Below are 18,556 nucleotides of genomic sequence, written 5' to 3'. Positions count from 1 at the left end.
GAGCGCCCCTCGAGACGGGTGGTGCTGGTCGCACCGGGGTGGCTCGGCTACCATGCGCGCCATGACGACAACCGTGACCCGCACCCGTTTTGCGCCCAGTCCCACCGGGCTGCTGCACCTTGGCAATCTGCGCACCGCGCTGTTCAGCGCCCTGCTGGCGCGGGCGCGCGGCGGGCATTTCCTGCTGCGTATCGAGGACACCGATGCGGAACGCTCGCGTGCGGAGTTCGTCGAGGCGCTGCAGCAGGATCTGCAGTGGCTGGGGCTGAACTGGGACGAAGGATACGGCGCGGCCGCCGGCGACGCCGGCCCCTATGCCCAGTCACAGCGTACGGGACTCTACCAGGCCTACTACGACCGGCTGATCGAGGCCGGCCTGGCGTATCCCTGTTTCTGCACGCCGGAAGAACTGGAGCGCGGGCGCAAGCGCATGCGTGCCCAGGGCAAGCCGCCGCGTTATCCCGGCACCTGTGCCGGACTGGACCCGGAGGAGGCGCGACGCCGCGAGGCCGAAGGGCAGCGTCCGACCCTGCGTTTCCGCGTGCCGCTGGGGCGCACGGTGCGCTTCGAGGACGGAGTGCGCGGCGCGGTGAAGTTCCGCACCGACGAGATCGGCGACTTCGTGATCCGGCGCTCGGACGGTACGCCGGCGTTCTTCTTCTCCAACGCGGTGGACGATGCCCTGATGGGGGTAACCGACGTGGTGCGCGGCGAGGATCACATCGCCAACACCCCGCGCCAGCTGCTGTTGCTGGAGGCGCTGGAACTGCCGGCGCCCGGCTATCACCACCTGCCGCTGGTCAACGGCGACGACGGGGCTCCGCTGTCCAAGCGCAACGGTTCGGCCAGCATCCGCGAACTGCGCGAGGCCGGGGTGCTGCCGCTGGCGATCCTCAACCACCTCGCGCGGCTGGGTCATCGTTACGAGGAGGAGGGCCTGCTGTCGCTGGAGGGGCTGGCGCAGGGGTTTGACCCGGGGCGCATCGGCCATTCCGCCGCGCGCCACGACCCGCGCCAGCTGGAACACTGGCAGGCCGAGGCCCTGCGCGCGCTGTCGGACACGGATCTGCAGGCGCATCTCGCGGGGCTGGGCGTGCTGGACCCGCTGCCGGAAGCGACGCGTGCGGCCTGGATCGCGCTGGCGCGCGACAACATCGCATCGGTGGAAGATGCGCGGTGCTGGGTAGCGGCCTTTGCGGAGGATCCGGCGCCGCTGAGCGACGCGGCCCGCGACGAGATCGCGGGCGCCGGGCCGGCCCTGTTCGAGGCCGCCCTGGAGGCGCTGGATACCAGTACGGACTTCCCCGAGGTGGCGAAGGCGGCAGGGGCGGCCACGGGTCGCAAGGGGCGCGGCCTGTTCATGCCGCTGCGCGCGGCGCTGTCCGGGCAGACCTTCGGGCCGGAGCTGCCGCGCATCCGCGAATATCTGGGCCCGGAGCGCACCCGGGTCCGGCTGCAGGCCGCGCGCGACGTGGCGGCCGCGGCCGCCGACTGATCCGCCGGGTCGGCGGGGTGGCCGTTCAGGCCGCCTCGTGGGTGCCGAACGCGCGCGCCCGCAGGGTGTTGTCCAGCAGCATGGCGACCGTCATCGGGCCCACGCCGCCGGGGACCGGGGTGATCCAGTCCGCGCGCTCCGCCGCGCCGTCGAATTCCACGTCGCCGCACAGGGTGCCGTCATCGCGCCGGTTGATGCCGATGTCGATGACCGTGGCCCCCGGTTTGACCCAGTCGGCCTTGACCAGCCCGGGCTTGCCAACCGCCGCCACCAGGATGTCGGACTGGCGGGCGATGGCCGCGGTATCCGGGGTGAACCGGTGACAGATGGTCGGCGTGGCGCCGGCCAGCAGCAGTTCCAGCGCCATTGGCCGGCCAACGATGTTGGAGGCGCCGATGATGCAGGCCGTGCGCCCCTTGAACGGCTCCTCGATATGCCGCAGCAGCTGGATGACGCCCCAGGGCGTGCAGGGCCGCAGGCGCGGGATGCGCGCCACCAGCCGCCCGACGTTGTAGGGGTGGAAGCCGTCCACGTCCTTGGCCGGGGAGATGCGCTCGATGATGGTCTCCGGGTCGATGTGCTCCGGCAGCGGCAGCTGGACCAGGATCCCGTCGATGGTGCGGTCGGCGTTGAGCTGGTCGATCAGCGCCAGCAGATCGGTCTGCGGCGTGCCCGACGGCAGGTCGTAGGAGTGCGAGACCACGCCGACCTGTTCACAGGCCTTGCGCTTGTTGCGCACGTACACCTGCGAAGCCGGATCGGCCCCCACCAGGACCACAGCGAGACCCGGCGGGCGCAGATCGCGCGAGGTCATGGATTCGATCTCGGTGGCGATGCGGGCGCGGTGGGTCTGCGCGATGGCGCGTCCGTCGATGGTCTGGGCTGTCATTCGGTCTCGTCCGGCAGGAGGGCTGAACGCGATGATCCCATGGCACAGCCGGGTCCTCAAGGAAGGTCGGACACGATCCCCGGGGGCTGCGACGCGGGCCATGGCTTGACCCGGGGGCCTCCCGGCGCTACGATTTTGCACTCGCTGTGCAGGACCCATTGCGGGAACGGCTCGACGGGGTATAGCGCAGTCTGGTAGCGCGCCTGCTTTGGGAGCAGGATGTCGGGGGTTCAAATCCCTCTACCCCGACCATGGCGGACGCAACCGGCTGGAACAACCCGGATGCCCGGCGGCAAACGCGCTCGTAGCTCAACCGGATAGAGCACCGGCCTTCTAAGCCGGCGGTTGCAGGTTCGAGTCCTGCCGGGCGCGCCAGAGCCCGGATCGGCAATGGCCGAAGCAGTGAAACAATACGGTGGTGACCGTAGCTCAGTTGGTAGAGTCCCGGATTGTGACTCCGGTTGTCGTGGGTTCGAGTCCCATCGGTCACCCCATCCCTCGTTTGTACTCGTCCGTACCGGGGGCCGTTAGCTCAATTGGTAGAGCAGTGGACTCTTAATCCATTGGTTGAAGGTTCGATTCCTTCACGGCCCACCATCCTTGTCTTTATTTCTGCATCCTGGCCCGAGCTGTCTGGCAGCTCCCGGACGGGGAGATCGTGAACGCCCCGGCGGCCACTGGCCTCGAGGCCGCGCCATGAGTGCCCCCCCCCCCCGCATGCGTACCCCACCGGCGGTATGGCCCCGGAGCCGGATCGCGCCGTGCTACATTGATGGATACTCCGGTGTGGAACACGATCAATGACGGCTGCCCTGACAATCGAGACGATCGCCGAGCGGGTGAAAAGGGTATTCGCGCGCTACCGTGAAGTGGATGCGGTCTTTCTGTTCGGCTCTCGCGCGGAGGGTCGGGCGCGGGAGGACAGTGACATCGATCTTGCGCTGGTCGGCCCCGCCGGGGCGATCGAGCCGCGCCGCCTGGACATCCTGACGGATCTGGCGCGGGAAGGGCTGGATGCGGTGGATCTGGTGCTGCTCGATGGCGCGGATCCGGCATTGCGTTTCGAGGCCGTACGGCCGAACTGCCTGTTGCATGCCGGGCCCGACTTCGATCGGGGCAGTTACTACTCGCTTGCGCTGCGGGAATACTTCGATTTCGAACCCTACCTCCGTGTCCAGCGCGAGGCCCTGAAGGAAAGGCTGCTCGATGGTCAGGCCTGAAGTCATCCGCAGACGCATCGAGGCCATCTCGGAAAACCTCGCCGTCCTGGAGCGGATTGCACGGTACGACGAGGACGAGTTCCTCGCTGACATTTGACCTCGCGGGTGCCGTCCGCGTGCGCGCGCAGGGGCGTTACCGCTCCTCGCGGAATTCGCGTGCCGTGCGGCTGGCCGTCTCGCGCTTGTCCTCGATGCGCTGGCGGTCGCGCTCGCTGGCGTCCCCGGCCTCCAGGGCCACCTCGAACTGCCGTACGGCTTCTTCGTACTGGCCCCGATGAAAGAAATACTCGGCCATGGTTTCGTGGCGCAGGGCCTCGCGGCCGGCCTCGCTGGCGATGTCCGCCTGCAGGCGCAGCAGGGCCGGTTCCGGTGCTTCGGTTTCGCGGATCATGCGCGAGGTGATCCGCAGGGCCCGGTCGTAGTTTCCGAGGTCGCGCTGGACGCGGGCCATGCGCTCGCGCACCACCGGGTGGCCGGGGTAGACGGCGTCCAGGTCCTCGAGACTGGTGAGGGCCGCGGCGTGTTCCCCCGTTGCGCGTTCCACGGCGATCCGCGCCAGTTCCAGGGTGAGTGTGGGGGCGTCGGGCGCGTCGATCCGTTCCAGCAGCTGGCGGGCCTCGCGCGGGTTGCCGCGTTCCAGTTGTGCGATGGCGCCCCCGTACAGCTCGGCGGCGGAGGCATCCTCGCCGATCCGGTCCAGCGCGCGCCGCGGATCGCTCAGCGCCCGGGCGCGGGCCTGCATCCAGGTGAATTCCGGGCCCTGGTTGCGCACGCCTTCGGGCTTGTCGCGCGCACGGTTGCGCGCATCGGTGATGCGGTCGAGCGTGACCGGGTGGGTGCGCAGATATTCGGGTACCGCGTCGCCCGCCCCCCGGGAAAGCTCCTGCATGCGCTCGAAGAAATCGGCCATCGCATCAGCGTCGAAATCGCTGGCGGCCAGGATGCGCATGCCGACGCGGTCGGCTTCCGCCTCGTTGGCGCGCGTGAAGTTGATCTGGGACTGCATGCCGCTGGCGACGCCGCCGGTGATCACCGCCTGACCGAGCTGCGGGTCGATCCCCGCTGCCAGGACCCCGGCGAGGATCGCCAGGCCGGTGCGAAAATTGACCTCGCGCCCGCGCGCGAACATGCGTGCGAGGTGGCGCTGGGTCACGTGGGCGATCTCGTGCGCCATGACCGCGGCGAGCTCCGCCTCGTCCCGCGTTTCCAGCATCAGCCCGGTGTGGACACCGATGATGCCGCCCGGCATCGCAAAGGCGTTGACCTGATCGTTGTCGATCGGGATGAAGTGGAAGGTGATGCCCTCGCCATCGCTGTGGCTGGCGAGCTGCTGACCCAGCGATTCTACGTAAAAGCGGATTTCCGCGTCGTCCACGACCGGCAGGGAGCGTCGTACTTCGCGCAGCAGGGAGCGGCCGAGCTCGCTTTCTTCGGCGGGGGTCAGGACGCCGCCCGAGGCTTCGCCAAGGCGCGGGAGGGAGGTATCCGCAGAGGTGCTCGCCGGTGCCAGAAAGAGCACCAGAAGAAGCGGGATCAGGAACGTGAGGAGGGTCTTTTTCATGATACGGGGGCCGGCGGTGTGCCGGCCCCCGCAGCGTGGTGCTGCCGCTTGCGGGTTACTTGCCCAAGCCGGGGGCCGAGGAGTAGGCCCGCATGCTGTCGCGGTCCTTCCACAGTTTCGGATCCAGCACGGAATCGGGGACCATGAACTTCTTGCGGTCCAGAACCTTGTGGGTGCGTGCAATCTTCACCACGTCGTCGTACTTGAGCTTGAACAGCAGGCCCACGTCGCCGCCGGAGGTGTAACGAACGATCATGTGATCGTCCTCCATGCGATGGACGTAGATGTTCGCCGGGCGCAGCTTGCCCTGGGCGTCCTTCATCGTCACGGCGTAGTGGCCGTCTACCTGGAAATCACTCTTTTCCACCGGAAAATCCTCCGCAGGACTGTTTAGGCGGGCGTGACCTTATCATGTCTGACCGCGGGGGGCGATAGCGGTTCCGGAGCAGTGCGGTCCGCACCCTCCTCCCCGGGCCTCGCGGATGCCGTCATGCCATTTGCATTTGTCGCCCGTTTCGCTATGCTCCGCGCCCACCGTGTGCGTGGCCATTCTGCAAGGAAGCCTCGCACCTGCTACACCGCCCGGACGTTAACCGGAAACTGGAGCTGGCCGTGTACGGATTCTCGGAAATCACCCCGGATGAACTGGAACAGTGGCGCGCGGAAGGTCGAGCCTTCCGTCTGGTGGACGTGCGCCAGCCGGGCGAGACCGGACGCGGGGTGATCCCCGGCGCCGAACTTGTGCCGCTGGCGGCGGTGCCGCCGCGCAAGGACGAGTTCACCGAGGACGAAGTCCCCGTGGTGTTCTACTGCCAGAGCGGGGCGCGTTCGGCGCAGGCCTGCGCCTTCATGTCCCAGCAGGGCGTGGAGGGCGTTTACAACCTGCGGGGCGGCATCATGGGCTGGGCGCAGTCCGGCCGCTCGATTGTCACGCCCGATTAGCATCTGGTTGTATTCCGATTCCGTTTCCCCTATAAGGGGGAGTTCGGCGGATCCACGACCGGTAACGGTCAACCATTACGAAGACTCACAAAGGAGAGAAAGCCATGGCCAACTTCGATCAAGAGCTCGACGCCTCCGGCCTGAACTGCCCGCTGCCCATCCTGCGTGCCAAGAAGGCGCTGGCCTCCATGGACGCCGGTCAGGTGCTGCACATCATCGCCACCGATCCGGGCGCGGTGAAGGACTTCGAGGCGTTCGCCAAGCAGACCGGCAACGAACTGATGGAGCACAAGGAAGAGGGCGGCAAGTTCTACTTCCTGGTCAAGAAGGCCTGAGGTCTCCTGACGCATCGAAGCCCGGGTCCGGTCCCGCGAACGGCCCCGGGCTGCCGGTAGACGCGGTTACCGTGAGGTAACTGGATTGATGCCTGGACCCGATCTAGGCTGGCTGCAAGGTCCGTACAAAAGAGGCCTGCTCGCCCACAGCGAAGAGGTGACATATGGCGACATATGCTGAGATGCAGCAAATCTTCGACGACATCCGCGGAGATTTTCGCTACGACCATGATCTCAACGGCTGCCTGAACTGCGGGATCTGCACGGCGACGTGCCCTTCCGCCCAGTTCTACGACTATTCCCCGCGCGAGATCGTCCAGCTGCTCTGGACCGAGAACGTCGAGCAGATCTACGACGCGATGCAGGAAAAGATCTGGGCCTGCGCCCAGTGCATGACCTGCGCCGCCCGCTGCCCGTTCAAGAACTCCCCCGGCGGTCTCGTCGCGATCATGCGCGAGGTGGCCATCAAGCACGAGATGCAGTCGGCCAAGGACGTGCTTCGTCCGTTCGGGCGCGTGATGCTCAAGCTGATCACGACGGGTAACCAGCTTTCGCCCGACATGATCCAGCCCGATCACTTCCCGGACTGGGGTCCCAACATCCAGAAGGTGGAAGGCGATCTCCAGGTCCTGCGCAAGGCCATCCCGGTGAAGACTCTGCAGACCGTGGAAACCGCCTGGGAGGTCTCGCTCAAGACCTCGGTCGAGATGTACACCATCTGGGAAATGACCGGCGTTCTGAAGTCCCTCGAACTGATGGATGAAAACCTCTTCGACGTGATCGAGGACTTCATCGACGAGAAGCGCGAGGATTACGAAGACTGGCTCGAGGAGCAGGAAGAGGAAGACGACGAGTAATCGTCTCTGTCCCTCCGGTTCCGCGACATCAGGAGAAGCGTTATGAGTGAACAGACCCCAGGCAATCACAACCAGAACGGTGAAGGTGCCGGCGCCGGCGCCATGAAGCCGGGCTATCACAACACCGACGGCCAGGGCGTTGCCGGTCACGGTTCTTTCTTCCAGGCGACCGATCTGTCGCAGGAAGAAGCCGTCAAGGCCACCGACTGGGTGCGCAAGCACGTCGACCGCCGCACCATCGACCTCGGCGACCGCATGGATGACGTCCGCGAGCACATGTACGAGCTCGAGAAGGACGGTCAGATCATCATCCACCGCATCACCGACGGTCACGAGCCGGCGACCGTGCAGACCCTGTTCGGCTGGGACAAGCAGGTCCCGACCAAGCAGCTGTGGCACCACAAGTCCTGTGGCCAGTGCGGCAACATCCCGGGCTATCCGACATCGCTGCTGTGGTTCATGAACCAGTTCGGCTTCGAACCCGGCAAGGACTACCTCGACGAGACCGACCAGACGTCCTGCACCGCGTGGAACTACCACGGTTCCGGCATCGGCAACGTCGAGTCGCTGGCCGCGGTATTCCTGCGTAACTTCCACCAGGCCTACGTCTCCGGCAAGCAGCACGGCCACGACCTGGGCCACTTCTATCCGCTGGTCCACTGCGGCACCTCCTTCGGCAACTACAAGGAGATCCGCAAGTTCCTGGTGGAGTCCGCGGAACTGCGCGAGAAGGTCACCAAGATCCTCGGCAAGCTGGGCCGTCTGGTCGACGGCAAGCTCGTGATCCCTGAAGAGATCATCCACTACTCCGAGTGGGTCCACGTGATGCGCAACCGCATCGCGTCCGAGCTGCAGACCATCGACGTGTCCAACATCCGCACCACCGCCCACGTGGCCTGCCATTACTACAAGATGGTGCACGAGGACGCGGTCTACGATCAGTCCGTGCTGGGCGGCAACCGTACCGCCATCATTACCTCCACCGCCCAGGCACTGGGTGCTCAGGTGATCGACTACTCCACCTGGTACGACTGCTGCGGTTTCGGTTTCCGGCACATCATCTCCGAGCGCGAGTTCACCCGCTCGTTCACGATGGACCGCAAGATCCGGGTGGCGCGCGAAGAGGCCAATGCCGACGTGATGCTGGCCAACGACACCGGCTGCGTCACGACCATGGACAAGAACCAGTGGATCGGCAAGGCGCATAACCAGAACTTCCAGATCCCGATCATGGCGGAAGTCCAGTTCGCGGCCCTGGCCTGCGGCGCGGATCCGTTCAAGATCGTCCAGCTGCAGTGGCACGCGTCGCCCTGCGAAGATCTGGTCGAGAAGATGGGCATGTCCTGGTCCGAAGCCAAGAAGACCTTCCAGGAGTACCTCAAGGAGGTCGAGGCCGGGAACATCGAATACCTCTACAATCCTGAACTCGCATACGGGGGCAAGGTGTGATGCAAGATACTGTACTGGTTGTTGGCGGAGGTCCGGCGGGCCTGTCCGCCGCCGCGAACGTGACCTCGGCCGGCTACAAGGCCGTCATGGTCGAAAAGGAAGACGTCCTGGGCGGTGCCCCGATCCTGTCGGGGTATGCCAAGCTGGTCCCCTCCGGCGAGTGGGCTTCCGAGGCGATTGGCCGAATGGTCAAGCGCGTCGAGGACGACTCCAGCGTGGCCGTGCACAAGAGTGCCAAGGTCGAGAAGCTGGACGGCGAGGCGGGCAACTTCAGCGCCACGCTGACCAATGGCGAAACCGTGCAGGCCGGCTCGGTCGTGCTGGCCACCGGCTTTACCCACTTCGACTCCATCAACAAGCCGGAGTGGGGCTTCGGCACCTACGAGGACGTGCTGACCACCACCCAGGTGGAACAGATGGTCGCCTCGGGCAACATCGCCTGCCCCTCCGACGGCCGCGTGCCGGAGCGGGTCTGCATCCTGCTGTGCGTGGGCTCGCGTGACCGCCAGATCGGTCGCGAGTGGTGCTCCAAGATCTGCTGCACCGTGTCCGCGAACATGGCCATGGAGATCAAGGAACTGTCCCCCGAGACCGACGTGTTCATCTACTACATGGACATCCGTACCTTCGGTCTGTACGAGGACAAGTACTACTGGAAGTCCCAGGAAGAGTTCAAGACCAAGTTCGTCAAGGCGCGTATCGCCGAAGTGACGTCCTCCGGTGACGGCCGCCTGCTGGTCAAGGGCGAGGATACGCTGGTCAAGCGCCCGATCGTGATCCCGTTCGACATGGTCGTGCATGCGATCGGCATGGACCCCAACGCCGACAACCCGGAGATCTCCCAGGTGTTCGGCGTTGGCCTCGAGAAGCACGGCTTCCTCGAGAAGGCCGAGCAGTACACCAACACCTGCGGTACCACGCGCAAGGGCATCTATGCCTGCGGCGCGGCGTACGGCCCCGAGACGATCGACGACTCGATCGCCCAGGGTGCGGCCGCGGGTGGCCGGGCCGTGGCGGACCTGCATGCGCTGGTTCAGAAAGCCGGCTGAGGTGGTCAAGGACGAGGCGGTGCCGGATCTGACGCCGGTACCGCCTCGTGTCACCTTTGACAGGGACATCCTTGCAACGAAGCTGAACACGCTGCAGGAGAACATCGCCGACGCCGGCGGGGTTCAGGGATTGCAGACCTTCATTGAGGCGCTGCAGTCCAAACACGAGGTGTTCGCCGAGGTCGTCGCCAAAGGTGACGAGATCGACGATGCCGACGTCCGGACCCTGGGCGGCCTGGTGTTCTCGGTGCGGCGCAAGCTGGGGCCGCTGCTGGCGGAGCGTCAGGGCGCGGTGGTCGAAGGCGTACGCAGCCTGGTACGGCCGGATCTCCATCCGGATGAACGGGTGCAGGCCTTCGCCGATCTCGCCGGCGACGATCGCAAGCTGCGGCGCGGACTGTGGGACTTCGGTTCGGAGATCCTGCACTTCGCGGATCCGGAGGCACTGCCGCTGGCTAATCGCTGGGTGTGGGACTCCGGTACCACGGCCGGCGCGATGCGGGAATTCATCCGCGGGAACGACACCCTGCGGGAGATCCCGATCGACGACGGCTATGCAGCGCTGCTGGGCATGCGGCAATGGTTCTACGAGGCCCTGCACGACATGGGGTTCTATCGGGATCTCCATTTCGTTACGGATCTGCTCTGGGTGCAGGCGTATTCCGACTACGCCAGGTCGCTGTCGATGAGCCTGGGGCTGATCGATGCCCAGTTCGGCGCCCGCGAGGATCCGCTGGAGCTTGTGGTGAAACTGCTCGGGATCGATTCTCCCGAGGGGCGCCTGAAGGGCGAGCAGGCTTCGTTGCACTGAATAATAACTGAATCGAGTTTGAGCCTGGTTGGACAGGTTTTCGGAGAGACGTCATGGCAATACACGAGAAGGCACTGATCGAGGACGAGCGGCTCCAGCAGCACGACGAGCTGGTGGTCGACGGCGTGGACGTGTCCGGGCACTGGAACACCATGATTGCCCCGCGCACGGTCCGCGACTACGACGACGATTTCGAGAAGAAGATCCAGAGCTACACCGGCGGCGAGTACGTGCACCGCTGCTGGCAGTGCGGGTCCTGCACCAACTCCTGCACCATGTATGCGCAGAACGTGCAGTTCAATCCGCGCTACTGGATCTACCTGACCCGCCTGGGCATGAAGGAAGAGCTGGTCAAGGACAAGGACATCATCTGGCAGTGCGTGTCGTGCAACAAGTGCACCAACATCTGCCCCAAGGACGTGAAGCCCGAGGGCGTGATGAAGGCGCTGGCGCACTGGATGGAGGAAGAGGGCATTACCGAAAAGGCCCCCTCCACGATGTTCGACGAAGAGTTTGCCGACCAGATCTACAAGACCGGTCGGATTGAAGACGGCAAGGTCATGCAGAACTTCTTCAAGAAGTCCGGCCAGCCGCTGGTCCAGGAATGGCTGAAGGTGTTCATCTTCCGCATGATGAAGCACCTGCCGGTGAAGCACCTGATGGCGATGGGCTTCAATACCGTACATACGCCGCGCACCAAGTCCTGGGGCAAGACCGGGGACGTGCTGAAGAACTACGTGCGCGAACAGAAGGAGGCCGCTCATGGCTAAGGTTGCTTACTATCCCGGGTGTGCCCTCGAGGGCTCCGGCGGTCCCTACGACCGTTCGACCCGCGTGCTGGTCAAGGCGCTGGGCCTCGAGATGGAGAACCTGCGCGACTGGAACTGCTGCGGGGCGATGGAGGTGAAGAACGTCCATCCGATGCTGCAGACCTATCTGTCGGCCCGGAACATGGCCATCGCCTCCGAACAGATGGGCATGGACACGGTGATGGCGCCGTGCAATGGTTGCTATCACAACCTGAAGAAGGCCGAGTACGAGACCGCCACGTCCGACGAGACGATGAACACGGTCCAGGACCTGGCCCGGAAGTCGGACGATCCGGTGTATTCCGGGGACGTGCGCACCCTGCATCTGCTGGAATGGCTGATGGAGGAGCTGGGTCCCGAGGGCATCAAGCAGCAGATGACCAAGAGCCTGAACGGCCTGAAGATCGCGAATTACTACGGCTGCATGTACACGCGGCCGCGGCAGATCTTCCCGGAAAAGGACAATGGTCCCGGGTCGGATTCCAGCTATCAGCCGCATTTCATGGATGACCTGCTGGGGGCCGCCGGCGGCGTCAACGTGGACTTCCCGCTGAAGACCTCCTGCTGCGGCGGCGCTCATACGCTGTCCGACTCGGATACCTCGACCCAGCTGGTGCTGAACCTGTTGCAGTCGGCCGAGGATTCCGGCGCCGAGGTGATCGCGACCGAATGCCCGACCTGCCACTCCGGTCTGGAGATGCACCAGGTCCGTGCCGAGACCGAGTTCGGCATCAAGACCGACGTGAAGGTGCTTTACTTCACGCAGCTGCTGGGGCTGGCCATGGGCCTGTCGCCGCGCAAGCTGGGCATTCACGAGAACGTGAGTGACTCGATCGGCCTGCTGAAGGAGAAGGGGGTCCTCTGATCCCCTTCTTTCGGCATCCAGGCTTGATACGACAAAACGGGCGCGCTGCGCCCGTTTTTTTGTGGAGCACGGGCGCGCGTGCGTCCGGGAACGAGGCGAATCATGGATTGCAACGGCTGCGAGTTCCATCCTGAACTGTTCTACGACGACGAATACCAGATCTGGCTGCGGCGGGAGGACGACGACACGCTGACCGTCGGCATGACCGATCTGTCCCAGACCATTGCGGGCAAGATCATCCACGTGCGCGTGCGGCGGCCGGGGACCCGGCGGCCGCCGGGCAAGCCGGTGGCGACGATCGAGAGCGGCAAGTGGGCCGGCCCGATCCCGAATTTCATCGACTGCAAGATCGTCGAGGGGAACGAGGAGGTGCTGGAGAACCCGGTCCTGCTGAATTCGGATCCCTACAATGCGTGGATCGCGCGGGTCGAGGCGACCAACGGGGCGGATGCGGCGCTGGCGGAGTTCGTCACGGGGGACAAGGCGCACGAAGGCTATTGCCGGCGGGCGCGTGAAGACGATATCGAGTGCCAGCGCAAGCTGCGCTGAGGGGTGACCATGGCCGATCTCGACGACGACTACTATCTCGACAACGACGAACAGACCGTCGTGTTCGTGATGACTTCGGGCCCGTCGACGCCCGCGCGCTGCGCCACGCCGTTCTATCTGGGCGCGGTGATGGCGTCGATGGACGTGGACGTGTACATCTTTTTCACCATGGAAGGGGTGAAGCTGATGGAGCAGGGCGTGGCGGAGAATCTGAGGGCCATGGAAGGGGGCAAGCCGATCAGCGAGTTCATCCGGGACGCAAAGCGTGCCGGGGTTCGTTTGCACGTTTGCCAGCCCGCTTTGCCGGGGTATAGAATCGACGCGTCTTCCGATCTCGTGGACGAGGTCGATGAAGTCAATCGGGCCAGCGAGCTCGCTGACCTGATCCTGCGTAGTGACAAAACGATAACTTTCTAGTCTTTCCCGCTTTACTCATCCAGGAGGTAATTATGGGCGCTGTTCGGGGTTGTGATATTCCGGAAGATCTGATGTACAACGTTGAAAACAACGTCTGGGTGCGCAAGGAGAGCGATGGTACCGCCACCGTCGGCCTGACCTCCTATGCCTGCTCGCTGGCCGGCACGATCGTGTCGTACACCCCCAAGAAAGTGGGAAAGTCGGTCAAGAAGGACAAGTCCTGCACCACGGTTGAATCCGGCAAGTGGGTTGGCCCGGCCAAGACCCCGGTCACCGGCGAAGTCACCGAGACCAACGACAAGGTCGCCGCGAACCCGGGCCTGATCAACGAAGATCCCTACGGCGAAGGCTGGCTGATCAAGCTGAAGCCGGAAGACTGGGACGGCGAAAGCGCCGAGCTGAAGACCGGCTCCGATGCCCTGGCGGCGTTCGAAGCCAAGATGGAAGCGGACGGCTTCGGCGGCTGCTGAAGGTCTTTCGCGAAGGGGCCGTCGTTCCCCAGGGATCGGCGGCCTCTTTTTTGTCACTAATACCGCAGTAAAACGTTCAACAAATTGCGCGCACCCGGAGAGAGCCGATGACGAGCTGGAACGATGTGATCCGGCGGGTTGAACCCCTGGAAGACGTCCCCGTGGATCCGTTGCTGGTGGAGGATCTTCAGGCCCGGGGAGGCGGCGCGATTGCGGGCAGTGACTCGGTCCATTTCTACACCCCGACCTTCAAGTCCTACCAGACCAGCGAACTGGCCGACTGCGGGAAAAGCGCCTGGCCCGCGATGTCGATCACCGGCGGGGACTGCAAGCTGGCCTGCGACCACTGCAAGGCCAAGATCCTGGAACCGATGATCCCGGTGCGCAGCCCCGAAGACCTGTGGCGGGAGGTCAATCAGGTGATCGAATCCGGCGCCCAGGGGATGCTGCTCACTGGCGGCTCGAACCACCGCAACGAGGTGGAGTACGGGCCCTACTACTCGACCATTCGCCGGATCAAGGACGAATTCCCGGATTTCCGTATCGCGATGCACACCGCCCTGGTGGACGACGACATCGCGCTGTCCATGGAGCAGGCCGGGATCGACGCGGCGATGATGGACGTGATCGGTGCACAGGACACCATTACGCAGGTCTATCACCTGCGCCGCAGCGTCGACGACTTCGAGCGGACCCTGGAGAGCCTGGTCAAGACCAACATGAAGGTGGTGCCGCACATCGTGGTCGGTCTCCACTACGGCAAGCTGCTCGGCGAGTGGAACGCGCTCGAGATGCTGGCCCGGCATCTGCCCGATGCGGTGGTGCTGGTGGTGGTCATGCCGTTCTATGCCCCGGCCAGTCGGCCGTTCGAAACCCCGGACGTGCACGCGGTGGGCCGGTTCTTCCATGACGCCCGCGAACGCCTGGGCGATACCCCGCTGCTGCTCGGGTGCGCCCGGCCGCCGGGCGAGGCCAAGAGTCAGATCGACAGCTATGCGGTGATGGCCGGGCTGTCGGGGATCGCGCATCCGGCGGAGGGCGTGGTCGAGCTGGCTGCGCGGCTGGGCAAGAACGTCCGCGTCACGCCCGCCTGCTGTTCCATCGCGGTGGGCGACGAGGTGATGGCCGAGGCCGCGGACAACGCCAGCGGGGTTGAACTGGATCTGGACACCATCGTTGCCGAAGAGGCCCGCCGGCGCGAACAGGAGCGCAAGGCGCGCGAGGGCCTGGGCGGTATTCGCATCGTGACCGAAGGCGGGGCCGTGGCCTCGGGGGGTGGCTGTCATGCCTGAACGTGATCAGAAGACGCTGCGCATCCTGGATACCGGCCTGCGCCCGGCCGCGGAGAACATGGCGTTCAACCGCGCCCTGCTGGAGTGCCACCAGGAGGGCCATTCGCCGCATACCCTGCGTTTCCTCCAGTTCGAGCCCTGCGCGCTGGTGGGCTTCCACCAGAACGTGGATCAGGAGATCCACGCCGATTACTGCCGGGAGAATGGCATCGCGATCCAGCGCCGGATCACCGGTGGTGGCGCGATCTACTTCGACAGCACCCAGCTGGGCTGGGAGCTTTACCTCGACAAGCAGTTCCTCGGCACCGCCGACATGGGGCGCATCGCCGAACGGATCTGCACCGCGGCGGCCGAGGGCATGCAGAAGCTCGGGGTGGATGCGCGCTTCCGTCCGCGCAACGACATCGAGGTGGACGGCCGCAAGATCTCCGGGACCGGCGGCGCCTTCGACGGCGAGTCCATCCTCTATCAGGGCACCCTGCTGATCGAGTTCGACGTCGAGGACATGCTGCGCATCCTGCGCATCCCGGCGGAGAAGCTTTCCGACAAGGCGATCGAGTCGGCGCGCGATCGCGTCGCCAACATGGCGACCCTGCTCGGCGAGACCCCGGATCTGGACCACGTGAAGAGCACCATCGCCGAGGCGATCGCGCGCGAGTTCGCGGTGGAGGCGGCCCCGGCCGGCCTGCTGGCAGAAGAAGACGCCGCGTTCCGCGAGGCGCTGGCCGAGATCGACAGCGACGAATGGGTGTACCAGCGCAACCGCCCCGCGACCGATGCCCCGCTGCACGAGGCGGTGTATCGCTGCGACGGGGGCCTGATGCGCGTGGGCGCGGCGGTGGACCCCGAGCGCAGCCATCTCAAGCAGGTCTGGATCACCGGCGATGTCTTCGTCAAGCCGACCCGCACCATCGCGGATCTGGAGGCCAGCCTGAAGGATACTCCCGTCACCGAGATGGAGGACCGCGTGCGCGCCTTCTTCGCCGAACGCGAGGTGGAGATGCTGCAGTTGACGCCGGAAGACTTCATCGCCGCCCTGCGCGAGGCCCTGGCGCAGGCGGAAACCGACGAGGCCGCCGAATAATGAACGGTGTCCCCAACCCGGCGGGGTGCGCCTGATGCTGCCCGCTTCGGTCGACGTACTGGTGGTCGGGCTGGGGCCCGGCGGGGCCTCCGCCGCCCGCGTGGCGGCCGAAGCGGGGCTGTCGGTGCTGGCGGTGGAACGCAATCGTGCACGCGGCGAGCCGGTGCAATGCGCCGAGTTCATCCCCAACCCCATGGGCGCCTATGCGAAGCCGGACGGCGTGCTGCATCAGCGCATCGATTCCATGCAGAGCTTCCTGCCCTCCGGCGCGGTAGAGCAGTCCGACTTCCCCGGCCTGATGGTCGATCGCGGCGAGTTCGACCGTGCGATCATCCGCGCCGCGGAGGCCGCCGGGGCGCAGGTGGCGATGTCCTCTCCGCTGACCGACGTGGATGTGGACCGGCGCGTGGCCCGGGTGAAGCACACGGGTGAGGCGGTCGAGGTCGGCTTTCGCTTCCTGGTGGCCGGCGACGGCCCGCATTCCCCCGTGGCCGCGGCTCTGGGGCTGGATCCGCTGCCGGTGGTGCAGACCCGCCAGTACACCGTGCCGCTGCTGCGGCCGTACACCGCGACCGACGTCTGGCTGTCGGATGATTTCCCCGGCGGGTACGCCTGGCTGTTCCCCAAAGGGGAATGGGCCAACCTCGGGCTGGGTGCCGACAAGCGCCTGGAGCGCGACATGAAGACCCCGCTGGAGACGCTGCATGCGCAGCTGGTGGAGCAGGGGCTGCTGGGCACCGAGATCGTGCACCGCACCGGCGGTGCCATCCCGGTGGGCGGTCTGCGCGAGCAGCTGGTCCACGGGCCGGTGCTGTTCGTGGGCGACGCCGCCGGGCTGACCCACCCGATCACCGGGGCCGGGATCGCCGCGGCGGTGGTCTCCGGCGAGGCCGCCGCGCAGGCGATCGTGGATGACCTGGGCGGCGATGACGAGGCCCTGGAGGACTACGACGACGAGATGCGCAGCCAGTATGGCCCGGCGCTGGAGCGCGCCTGCCGCCGGCGTGCGTTTCTCAATCAGCACTGGCGCACGCCGCGGGCGAACGAAGACGCAACGCAGCGTCGTGGATGGATTGCATTTTCCGAGTATTTCGACGATGGTGATCGGGCCGCGTAATCGGGCTCGGTCGATGGATGCCCCGCATCCCCGAGACAACGCTGGAGGAAAACAATGAGTGCAAGTGCAGAGGAGATGGTCGCGCCGGTAAACTTCTATCGGCCGGACTATCACATCAAGACCCCGGACATGCGTTCGCCGGAGTACGTGCAGATGTCCACGGCGGCCGCGATTACGCTGGGCCTGGTGCCGGGGACCATGCATCGCACGTCCTGCACCCACTGTCTGAACCTGCTGGTCACCTATCCGGAAGGCTGCCGCGCCAACTGTTCCTACTGCGGGCTGGCGCGCCACCGCGAGGAATCGCGTGACTACGCCGACCGCAACTTCATCCGCGTCGACTGGCCCACTGCCAGATACGACGAGGTGATCGAGCGCGTGAAGAACAACGCCGACGCCGGCCAGTTCGAGCGCATGTGCATCTCCATGATCACCCATCCCGACTCCGATGCCGACACCGTAGAGCTGCTGGAGAAGTGGGTCGCCGAGGTCAATCACATCCCGGTGTCGATCCTGTCCAACCCGACCACCATGAGCTATGAAGACCTCCAGCTCCTGCGGGACAAGGGCGCGGACATCTTCACCGTCGCGCTGGACGCGGTGACCCCGGAGATCTTCGAGCGCACCCGCGGCAAGTCGGTCGAGAGCCCGCATACCTGGGACAAGTACTGGCAGTCCATCGAGTGGGCCGCCGAGATCTTCGGCCCGGAGAAGTTCGGCGCGCATCTGATCTGCGGCATGGGCGAGACCGAGGAAGAGATCCTGCAGGTCTGCCAGCGCATCCGTGACCTGGGTGGCCACAACCACATGTTCGCCTTCTTCCCCGAGGAAGGCTCGCTGATGGAAGACTGGAAGCCGGTTCCGCGCGATCAGTGGCGCCGCGTGCAGCTGGGCCGCTTCATCATCGATTACGCCGGTGGCCGCATCGACGACATGAAATTCAACGACGACGGCCAGGTGGTGGACTTCGGTCTGCCGCAATCCGAGGTCGAGGAACTGATCGCCTCCGGCAAGCCGTTCCAGACCTCCGGCTGCCCCGGCAAGTCGGACGAGGAGGTCTCGGCCTGCAATCGCCCCTATGGCGATTCCAGCCCGACGGACATCCTGTCGTTCCCGTTCGCGCTGAACAGCAGTGACGTCGGATTCGTGAAGCGGCAGATGGATGGCGAAGACGTCGGCACCTTCGATTTCGACGCCGACGATGAGGCCGAGGACGAAACATCGGCCCGGTAAGCATAACAATCAAGTCCCCGACGAAAGCCCCGCCCTGCGGGGCTTTCGCACGTCAGGGCGCCGATAAGCGGTTTTGAATATTCAGGTTTCGAGCGGCAGGGGGGCCGCCGAA

The 18,556-nt window shown here is 65.4% G+C and carries 20 protein-coding genes and 4 tRNA genes; 21 read left to right on the top strand and 3 right to left on the bottom strand.

Going from position 1 to position 18,556, the window contains the following annotated elements:
- The first annotated feature begins 52 nt into the window (after window positions 1–52).
- Window positions 53–1,495, top strand: coding sequence for a glutamate--tRNA ligase (gltX, locus tag F788_RS0107495; protein WP_019589759.1), 1,443 nt, complete (start codon window positions 53–55; stop codon window positions 1,493–1,495).
- 25 nt (window positions 1,496–1,520) lie between these two features.
- Here the strand turns inward: gltX and folD are convergent, their stop codons facing one another.
- Complete coding sequence (folD, locus tag F788_RS0107490; RefSeq protein WP_018946862.1) at window positions 1,521–2,384, bottom strand: bifunctional methylenetetrahydrofolate dehydrogenase/methenyltetrahydrofolate cyclohydrolase FolD; 864 nt, start codon at window positions 2,382–2,384, stop codon at window positions 1,521–1,523.
- A gap of 175 nt (window positions 2,385–2,559) precedes the next feature.
- On the opposite strand from folD, the gene F788_RS0107485 reads away from it, so the two are divergent.
- The 5 genes from F788_RS0107485 to F788_RS0107465 all read left to right on the top strand — a co-directional run bounded on the left by F788_RS0107485 (window position 2,560) and on the right by F788_RS0107465 (window position 3,604).
- Window positions 2,560–2,636: transfer RNA gene (locus tag F788_RS0107485), tRNA-Pro, on the top strand.
- Between the two features lie 46 nt (window positions 2,637–2,682).
- Window positions 2,683–2,759 (top strand) — tRNA-Arg (locus tag F788_RS0107480).
- A gap of 43 nt (window positions 2,760–2,802) precedes the next feature.
- Window positions 2,803–2,878, top strand: a tRNA-His gene (locus F788_RS0107475).
- A 27-nt stretch (window positions 2,879–2,905) separates the two neighbouring features.
- Window positions 2,906–2,981, top strand: a tRNA-Lys gene (locus F788_RS0107470).
- Window positions 2,982–3,184: 203 nt separating this feature from the next.
- A complete protein-coding gene (locus F788_RS0107465) occupies window positions 3,185–3,604 on the top strand; it encodes a nucleotidyltransferase domain-containing protein (protein WP_019021787.1) in 420 nt (139 codons plus the stop codon).
- 133 nt (window positions 3,605–3,737) lie between these two features.
- Here the strand turns inward: F788_RS0107465 and F788_RS0107455 are convergent, their stop codons facing one another.
- Together F788_RS0107455 and F788_RS0107450 are read right to left on the bottom strand one after the other, a co-directional pair.
- Window positions 3,738–5,165, bottom strand: a complete 1,428-nt coding sequence (locus F788_RS0107455; RefSeq protein WP_019589758.1) for a M48 family metalloprotease — start codon at window positions 5,163–5,165, stop codon at window positions 3,738–3,740.
- Between the two features lie 55 nt (window positions 5,166–5,220).
- Window positions 5,221–5,532, bottom strand: coding sequence for a hypothetical protein (locus tag F788_RS0107450; RefSeq protein ID WP_018870327.1), 312 nt, complete (start codon window positions 5,530–5,532; stop codon window positions 5,221–5,223).
- 245 nt (window positions 5,533–5,777) lie between these two features.
- On the opposite strand from F788_RS0107450, the gene F788_RS0107445 reads away from it, so the two are divergent.
- The 15 genes from F788_RS0107445 to F788_RS0107375 all read left to right on the top strand — a co-directional run bounded on the left by F788_RS0107445 (window position 5,778) and on the right by F788_RS0107375 (window position 18,444).
- A complete protein-coding gene (locus F788_RS0107445) occupies window positions 5,778–6,107 on the top strand; it encodes a rhodanese-like domain-containing protein (RefSeq protein ID WP_019569630.1) in 330 nt (109 codons plus the stop codon).
- A 104-nt stretch (window positions 6,108–6,211) separates the two neighbouring features.
- On the top strand, window positions 6,212–6,442 hold the full coding sequence (locus F788_RS0107440) for a sulfurtransferase TusA family protein (RefSeq protein WP_019021791.1): 231 nt from the start codon (window positions 6,212–6,214) through the stop codon (window positions 6,440–6,442).
- Between the two features lie 182 nt (window positions 6,443–6,624).
- Complete coding sequence (locus tag F788_RS0107435; RefSeq protein WP_018870324.1) at window positions 6,625–7,299, top strand: 4Fe-4S dicluster domain-containing protein; 675 nt, start codon at window positions 6,625–6,627, stop codon at window positions 7,297–7,299.
- Between the two features lie 42 nt (window positions 7,300–7,341).
- Entirely contained in the window at window positions 7,342–8,748 is a 1,407-nt protein-coding gene (locus F788_RS0107430; RefSeq protein WP_019569632.1) for a heterodisulfide reductase-related iron-sulfur binding cluster, read from the top strand.
- The gene (locus F788_RS0107425) at window positions 8,748–9,797 is read left to right on the top strand and encodes a CoB--CoM heterodisulfide reductase iron-sulfur subunit A family protein (protein ID WP_038037597.1); all 1,050 of its coding nucleotides are present in this window, start codon (window positions 8,748–8,750) and stop codon (window positions 9,795–9,797) included. Before F788_RS0107430 ends, F788_RS0107425 begins: the two co-directional genes overlap by 1 nt.
- Window positions 9,736–10,608, top strand: coding sequence for a hypothetical protein (locus tag F788_RS0107420; protein ID WP_019589756.1), 873 nt, complete (start codon window positions 9,736–9,738; stop codon window positions 10,606–10,608). Before F788_RS0107425 ends, F788_RS0107420 begins: the two co-directional genes overlap by 62 nt.
- A 53-nt stretch (window positions 10,609–10,661) precedes the next feature.
- Window positions 10,662–11,378, top strand: coding sequence for a 4Fe-4S dicluster domain-containing protein (locus F788_RS0107415; protein ID WP_018870320.1), 717 nt, complete (start codon window positions 10,662–10,664; stop codon window positions 11,376–11,378).
- The gene (locus F788_RS0107410; RefSeq protein WP_019589755.1) at window positions 11,371–12,282 is read left to right on the top strand and encodes a CoB--CoM heterodisulfide reductase iron-sulfur subunit B family protein; all 912 of its coding nucleotides are present in this window, start codon (window positions 11,371–11,373) and stop codon (window positions 12,280–12,282) included. Before F788_RS0107415 ends, F788_RS0107410 begins: the two co-directional genes overlap by 8 nt.
- Before the next feature lie 102 nt (window positions 12,283–12,384).
- Window positions 12,385–12,831 (top strand): glycine cleavage system protein H, encoded by a 447-nt coding sequence (locus tag F788_RS0107405; RefSeq protein ID WP_018935767.1) that lies wholly within the window; start codon window positions 12,385–12,387, stop codon window positions 12,829–12,831.
- Window positions 12,832–12,840: 9 nt separating this feature from the next.
- Window positions 12,841–13,248 carry a DsrE family protein gene (locus F788_RS0107400; protein WP_018870317.1) on the top strand — a complete coding sequence of 136 codons (408 nt, stop codon included), beginning with the start codon at window positions 12,841–12,843 and terminating at the stop codon, window positions 13,246–13,248.
- Between the two features lie 32 nt (window positions 13,249–13,280).
- Window positions 13,281–13,718 carry a glycine cleavage system protein H gene (locus F788_RS0107395; RefSeq protein ID WP_077244523.1) on the top strand — a complete coding sequence of 146 codons (438 nt, stop codon included), beginning with the start codon at window positions 13,281–13,283 and terminating at the stop codon, window positions 13,716–13,718.
- Window positions 13,719–13,825: 107 nt separating this feature from the next.
- Complete coding sequence (locus F788_RS0107390) at window positions 13,826–15,010, top strand: radical SAM protein (protein ID WP_018870315.1); 1,185 nt, start codon at window positions 13,826–13,828, stop codon at window positions 15,008–15,010.
- Window positions 15,003–16,094: a biotin/lipoate A/B protein ligase family protein gene (locus tag F788_RS0107385; RefSeq protein WP_019589754.1), complete on the top strand. Its 1,092-nt coding sequence runs from the start codon at window positions 15,003–15,005 to the stop codon at window positions 16,092–16,094. The genes F788_RS0107390 and F788_RS0107385 overlap by 8 nt, the downstream gene beginning before the upstream one ends.
- A 34-nt stretch (window positions 16,095–16,128) precedes the next feature.
- On the top strand, window positions 16,129–17,211 hold the full coding sequence (locus tag F788_RS0107380) for an NAD(P)/FAD-dependent oxidoreductase (protein WP_026332738.1): 1,083 nt from the start codon (window positions 16,129–16,131) through the stop codon (window positions 17,209–17,211).
- A 54-nt stretch (window positions 17,212–17,265) separates the two neighbouring features.
- A complete protein-coding gene (locus F788_RS0107375) occupies window positions 17,266–18,444 on the top strand; it encodes a radical SAM protein (protein ID WP_019592874.1) in 1,179 nt (392 codons plus the stop codon).
- Window positions 18,445–18,556: the final 112 nt, after the last annotated feature.

Source organism: Thioalkalivibrio sp. ALE10 (assembly GCF_000381385.1).
Lineage (GTDB): Bacteria > Pseudomonadota > Gammaproteobacteria > Ectothiorhodospirales > Ectothiorhodospiraceae > Thioalkalivibrio.
Note: the sequence above shows the minus strand (reverse complement) of the source record. Positions and strands in the feature narration are given on the sequence as shown.

Coding starts and splice junctions, on each gene's coding strand:
- gltX (WP_019589759.1), top strand. CDS start 53: ATGCGCGCCATGACGACAACCGTGACCCGCACCCGTTTTGCGCCCAGT.
- folD (WP_018946862.1), bottom strand. CDS start 2,384: ATGACAGCCCAGACCATCGACGGACGCGCCATCGCGCAGACCCACCGC.
- F788_RS0107465 (WP_019021787.1), top strand. CDS start 3,185: ATGACGGCTGCCCTGACAATCGAGACGATCGCCGAGCGGGTGAAAAGG.
- F788_RS0107455 (WP_019589758.1), bottom strand. CDS start 5,165: ATGAAAAAGACCCTCCTCACGTTCCTGATCCCGCTTCTTCTGGTGCTC.
- F788_RS0107440 (WP_019021791.1), top strand. CDS start 6,212: ATGGCCAACTTCGATCAAGAGCTCGACGCCTCCGGCCTGAACTGCCCG.
- F788_RS0107435 (WP_018870324.1), top strand. CDS start 6,625: ATGCAGCAAATCTTCGACGACATCCGCGGAGATTTTCGCTACGACCAT.
- F788_RS0107430 (WP_019569632.1), top strand. CDS start 7,342: ATGAGTGAACAGACCCCAGGCAATCACAACCAGAACGGTGAAGGTGCC.
- F788_RS0107425 (WP_038037597.1), top strand. CDS start 8,748: ATGCAAGATACTGTACTGGTTGTTGGCGGAGGTCCGGCGGGCCTGTCC.
- F788_RS0107415 (WP_018870320.1), top strand. CDS start 10,662: ATGGCAATACACGAGAAGGCACTGATCGAGGACGAGCGGCTCCAGCAG.
- F788_RS0107410 (WP_019589755.1), top strand. CDS start 11,371: ATGGCTAAGGTTGCTTACTATCCCGGGTGTGCCCTCGAGGGCTCCGGC.
- F788_RS0107405 (WP_018935767.1), top strand. CDS start 12,385: ATGGATTGCAACGGCTGCGAGTTCCATCCTGAACTGTTCTACGACGAC.
- F788_RS0107400 (WP_018870317.1), top strand. CDS start 12,841: ATGGCCGATCTCGACGACGACTACTATCTCGACAACGACGAACAGACC.
- F788_RS0107395 (WP_077244523.1), top strand. CDS start 13,281: ATGGGCGCTGTTCGGGGTTGTGATATTCCGGAAGATCTGATGTACAAC.
- F788_RS0107390 (WP_018870315.1), top strand. CDS start 13,826: ATGACGAGCTGGAACGATGTGATCCGGCGGGTTGAACCCCTGGAAGAC.
- F788_RS0107385 (WP_019589754.1), top strand. CDS start 15,003: ATGCCTGAACGTGATCAGAAGACGCTGCGCATCCTGGATACCGGCCTG.
- F788_RS0107380 (WP_026332738.1), top strand. CDS start 16,129: ATGCTGCCCGCTTCGGTCGACGTACTGGTGGTCGGGCTGGGGCCCGGC.
- F788_RS0107375 (WP_019592874.1), top strand. CDS start 17,266: ATGAGTGCAAGTGCAGAGGAGATGGTCGCGCCGGTAAACTTCTATCGG.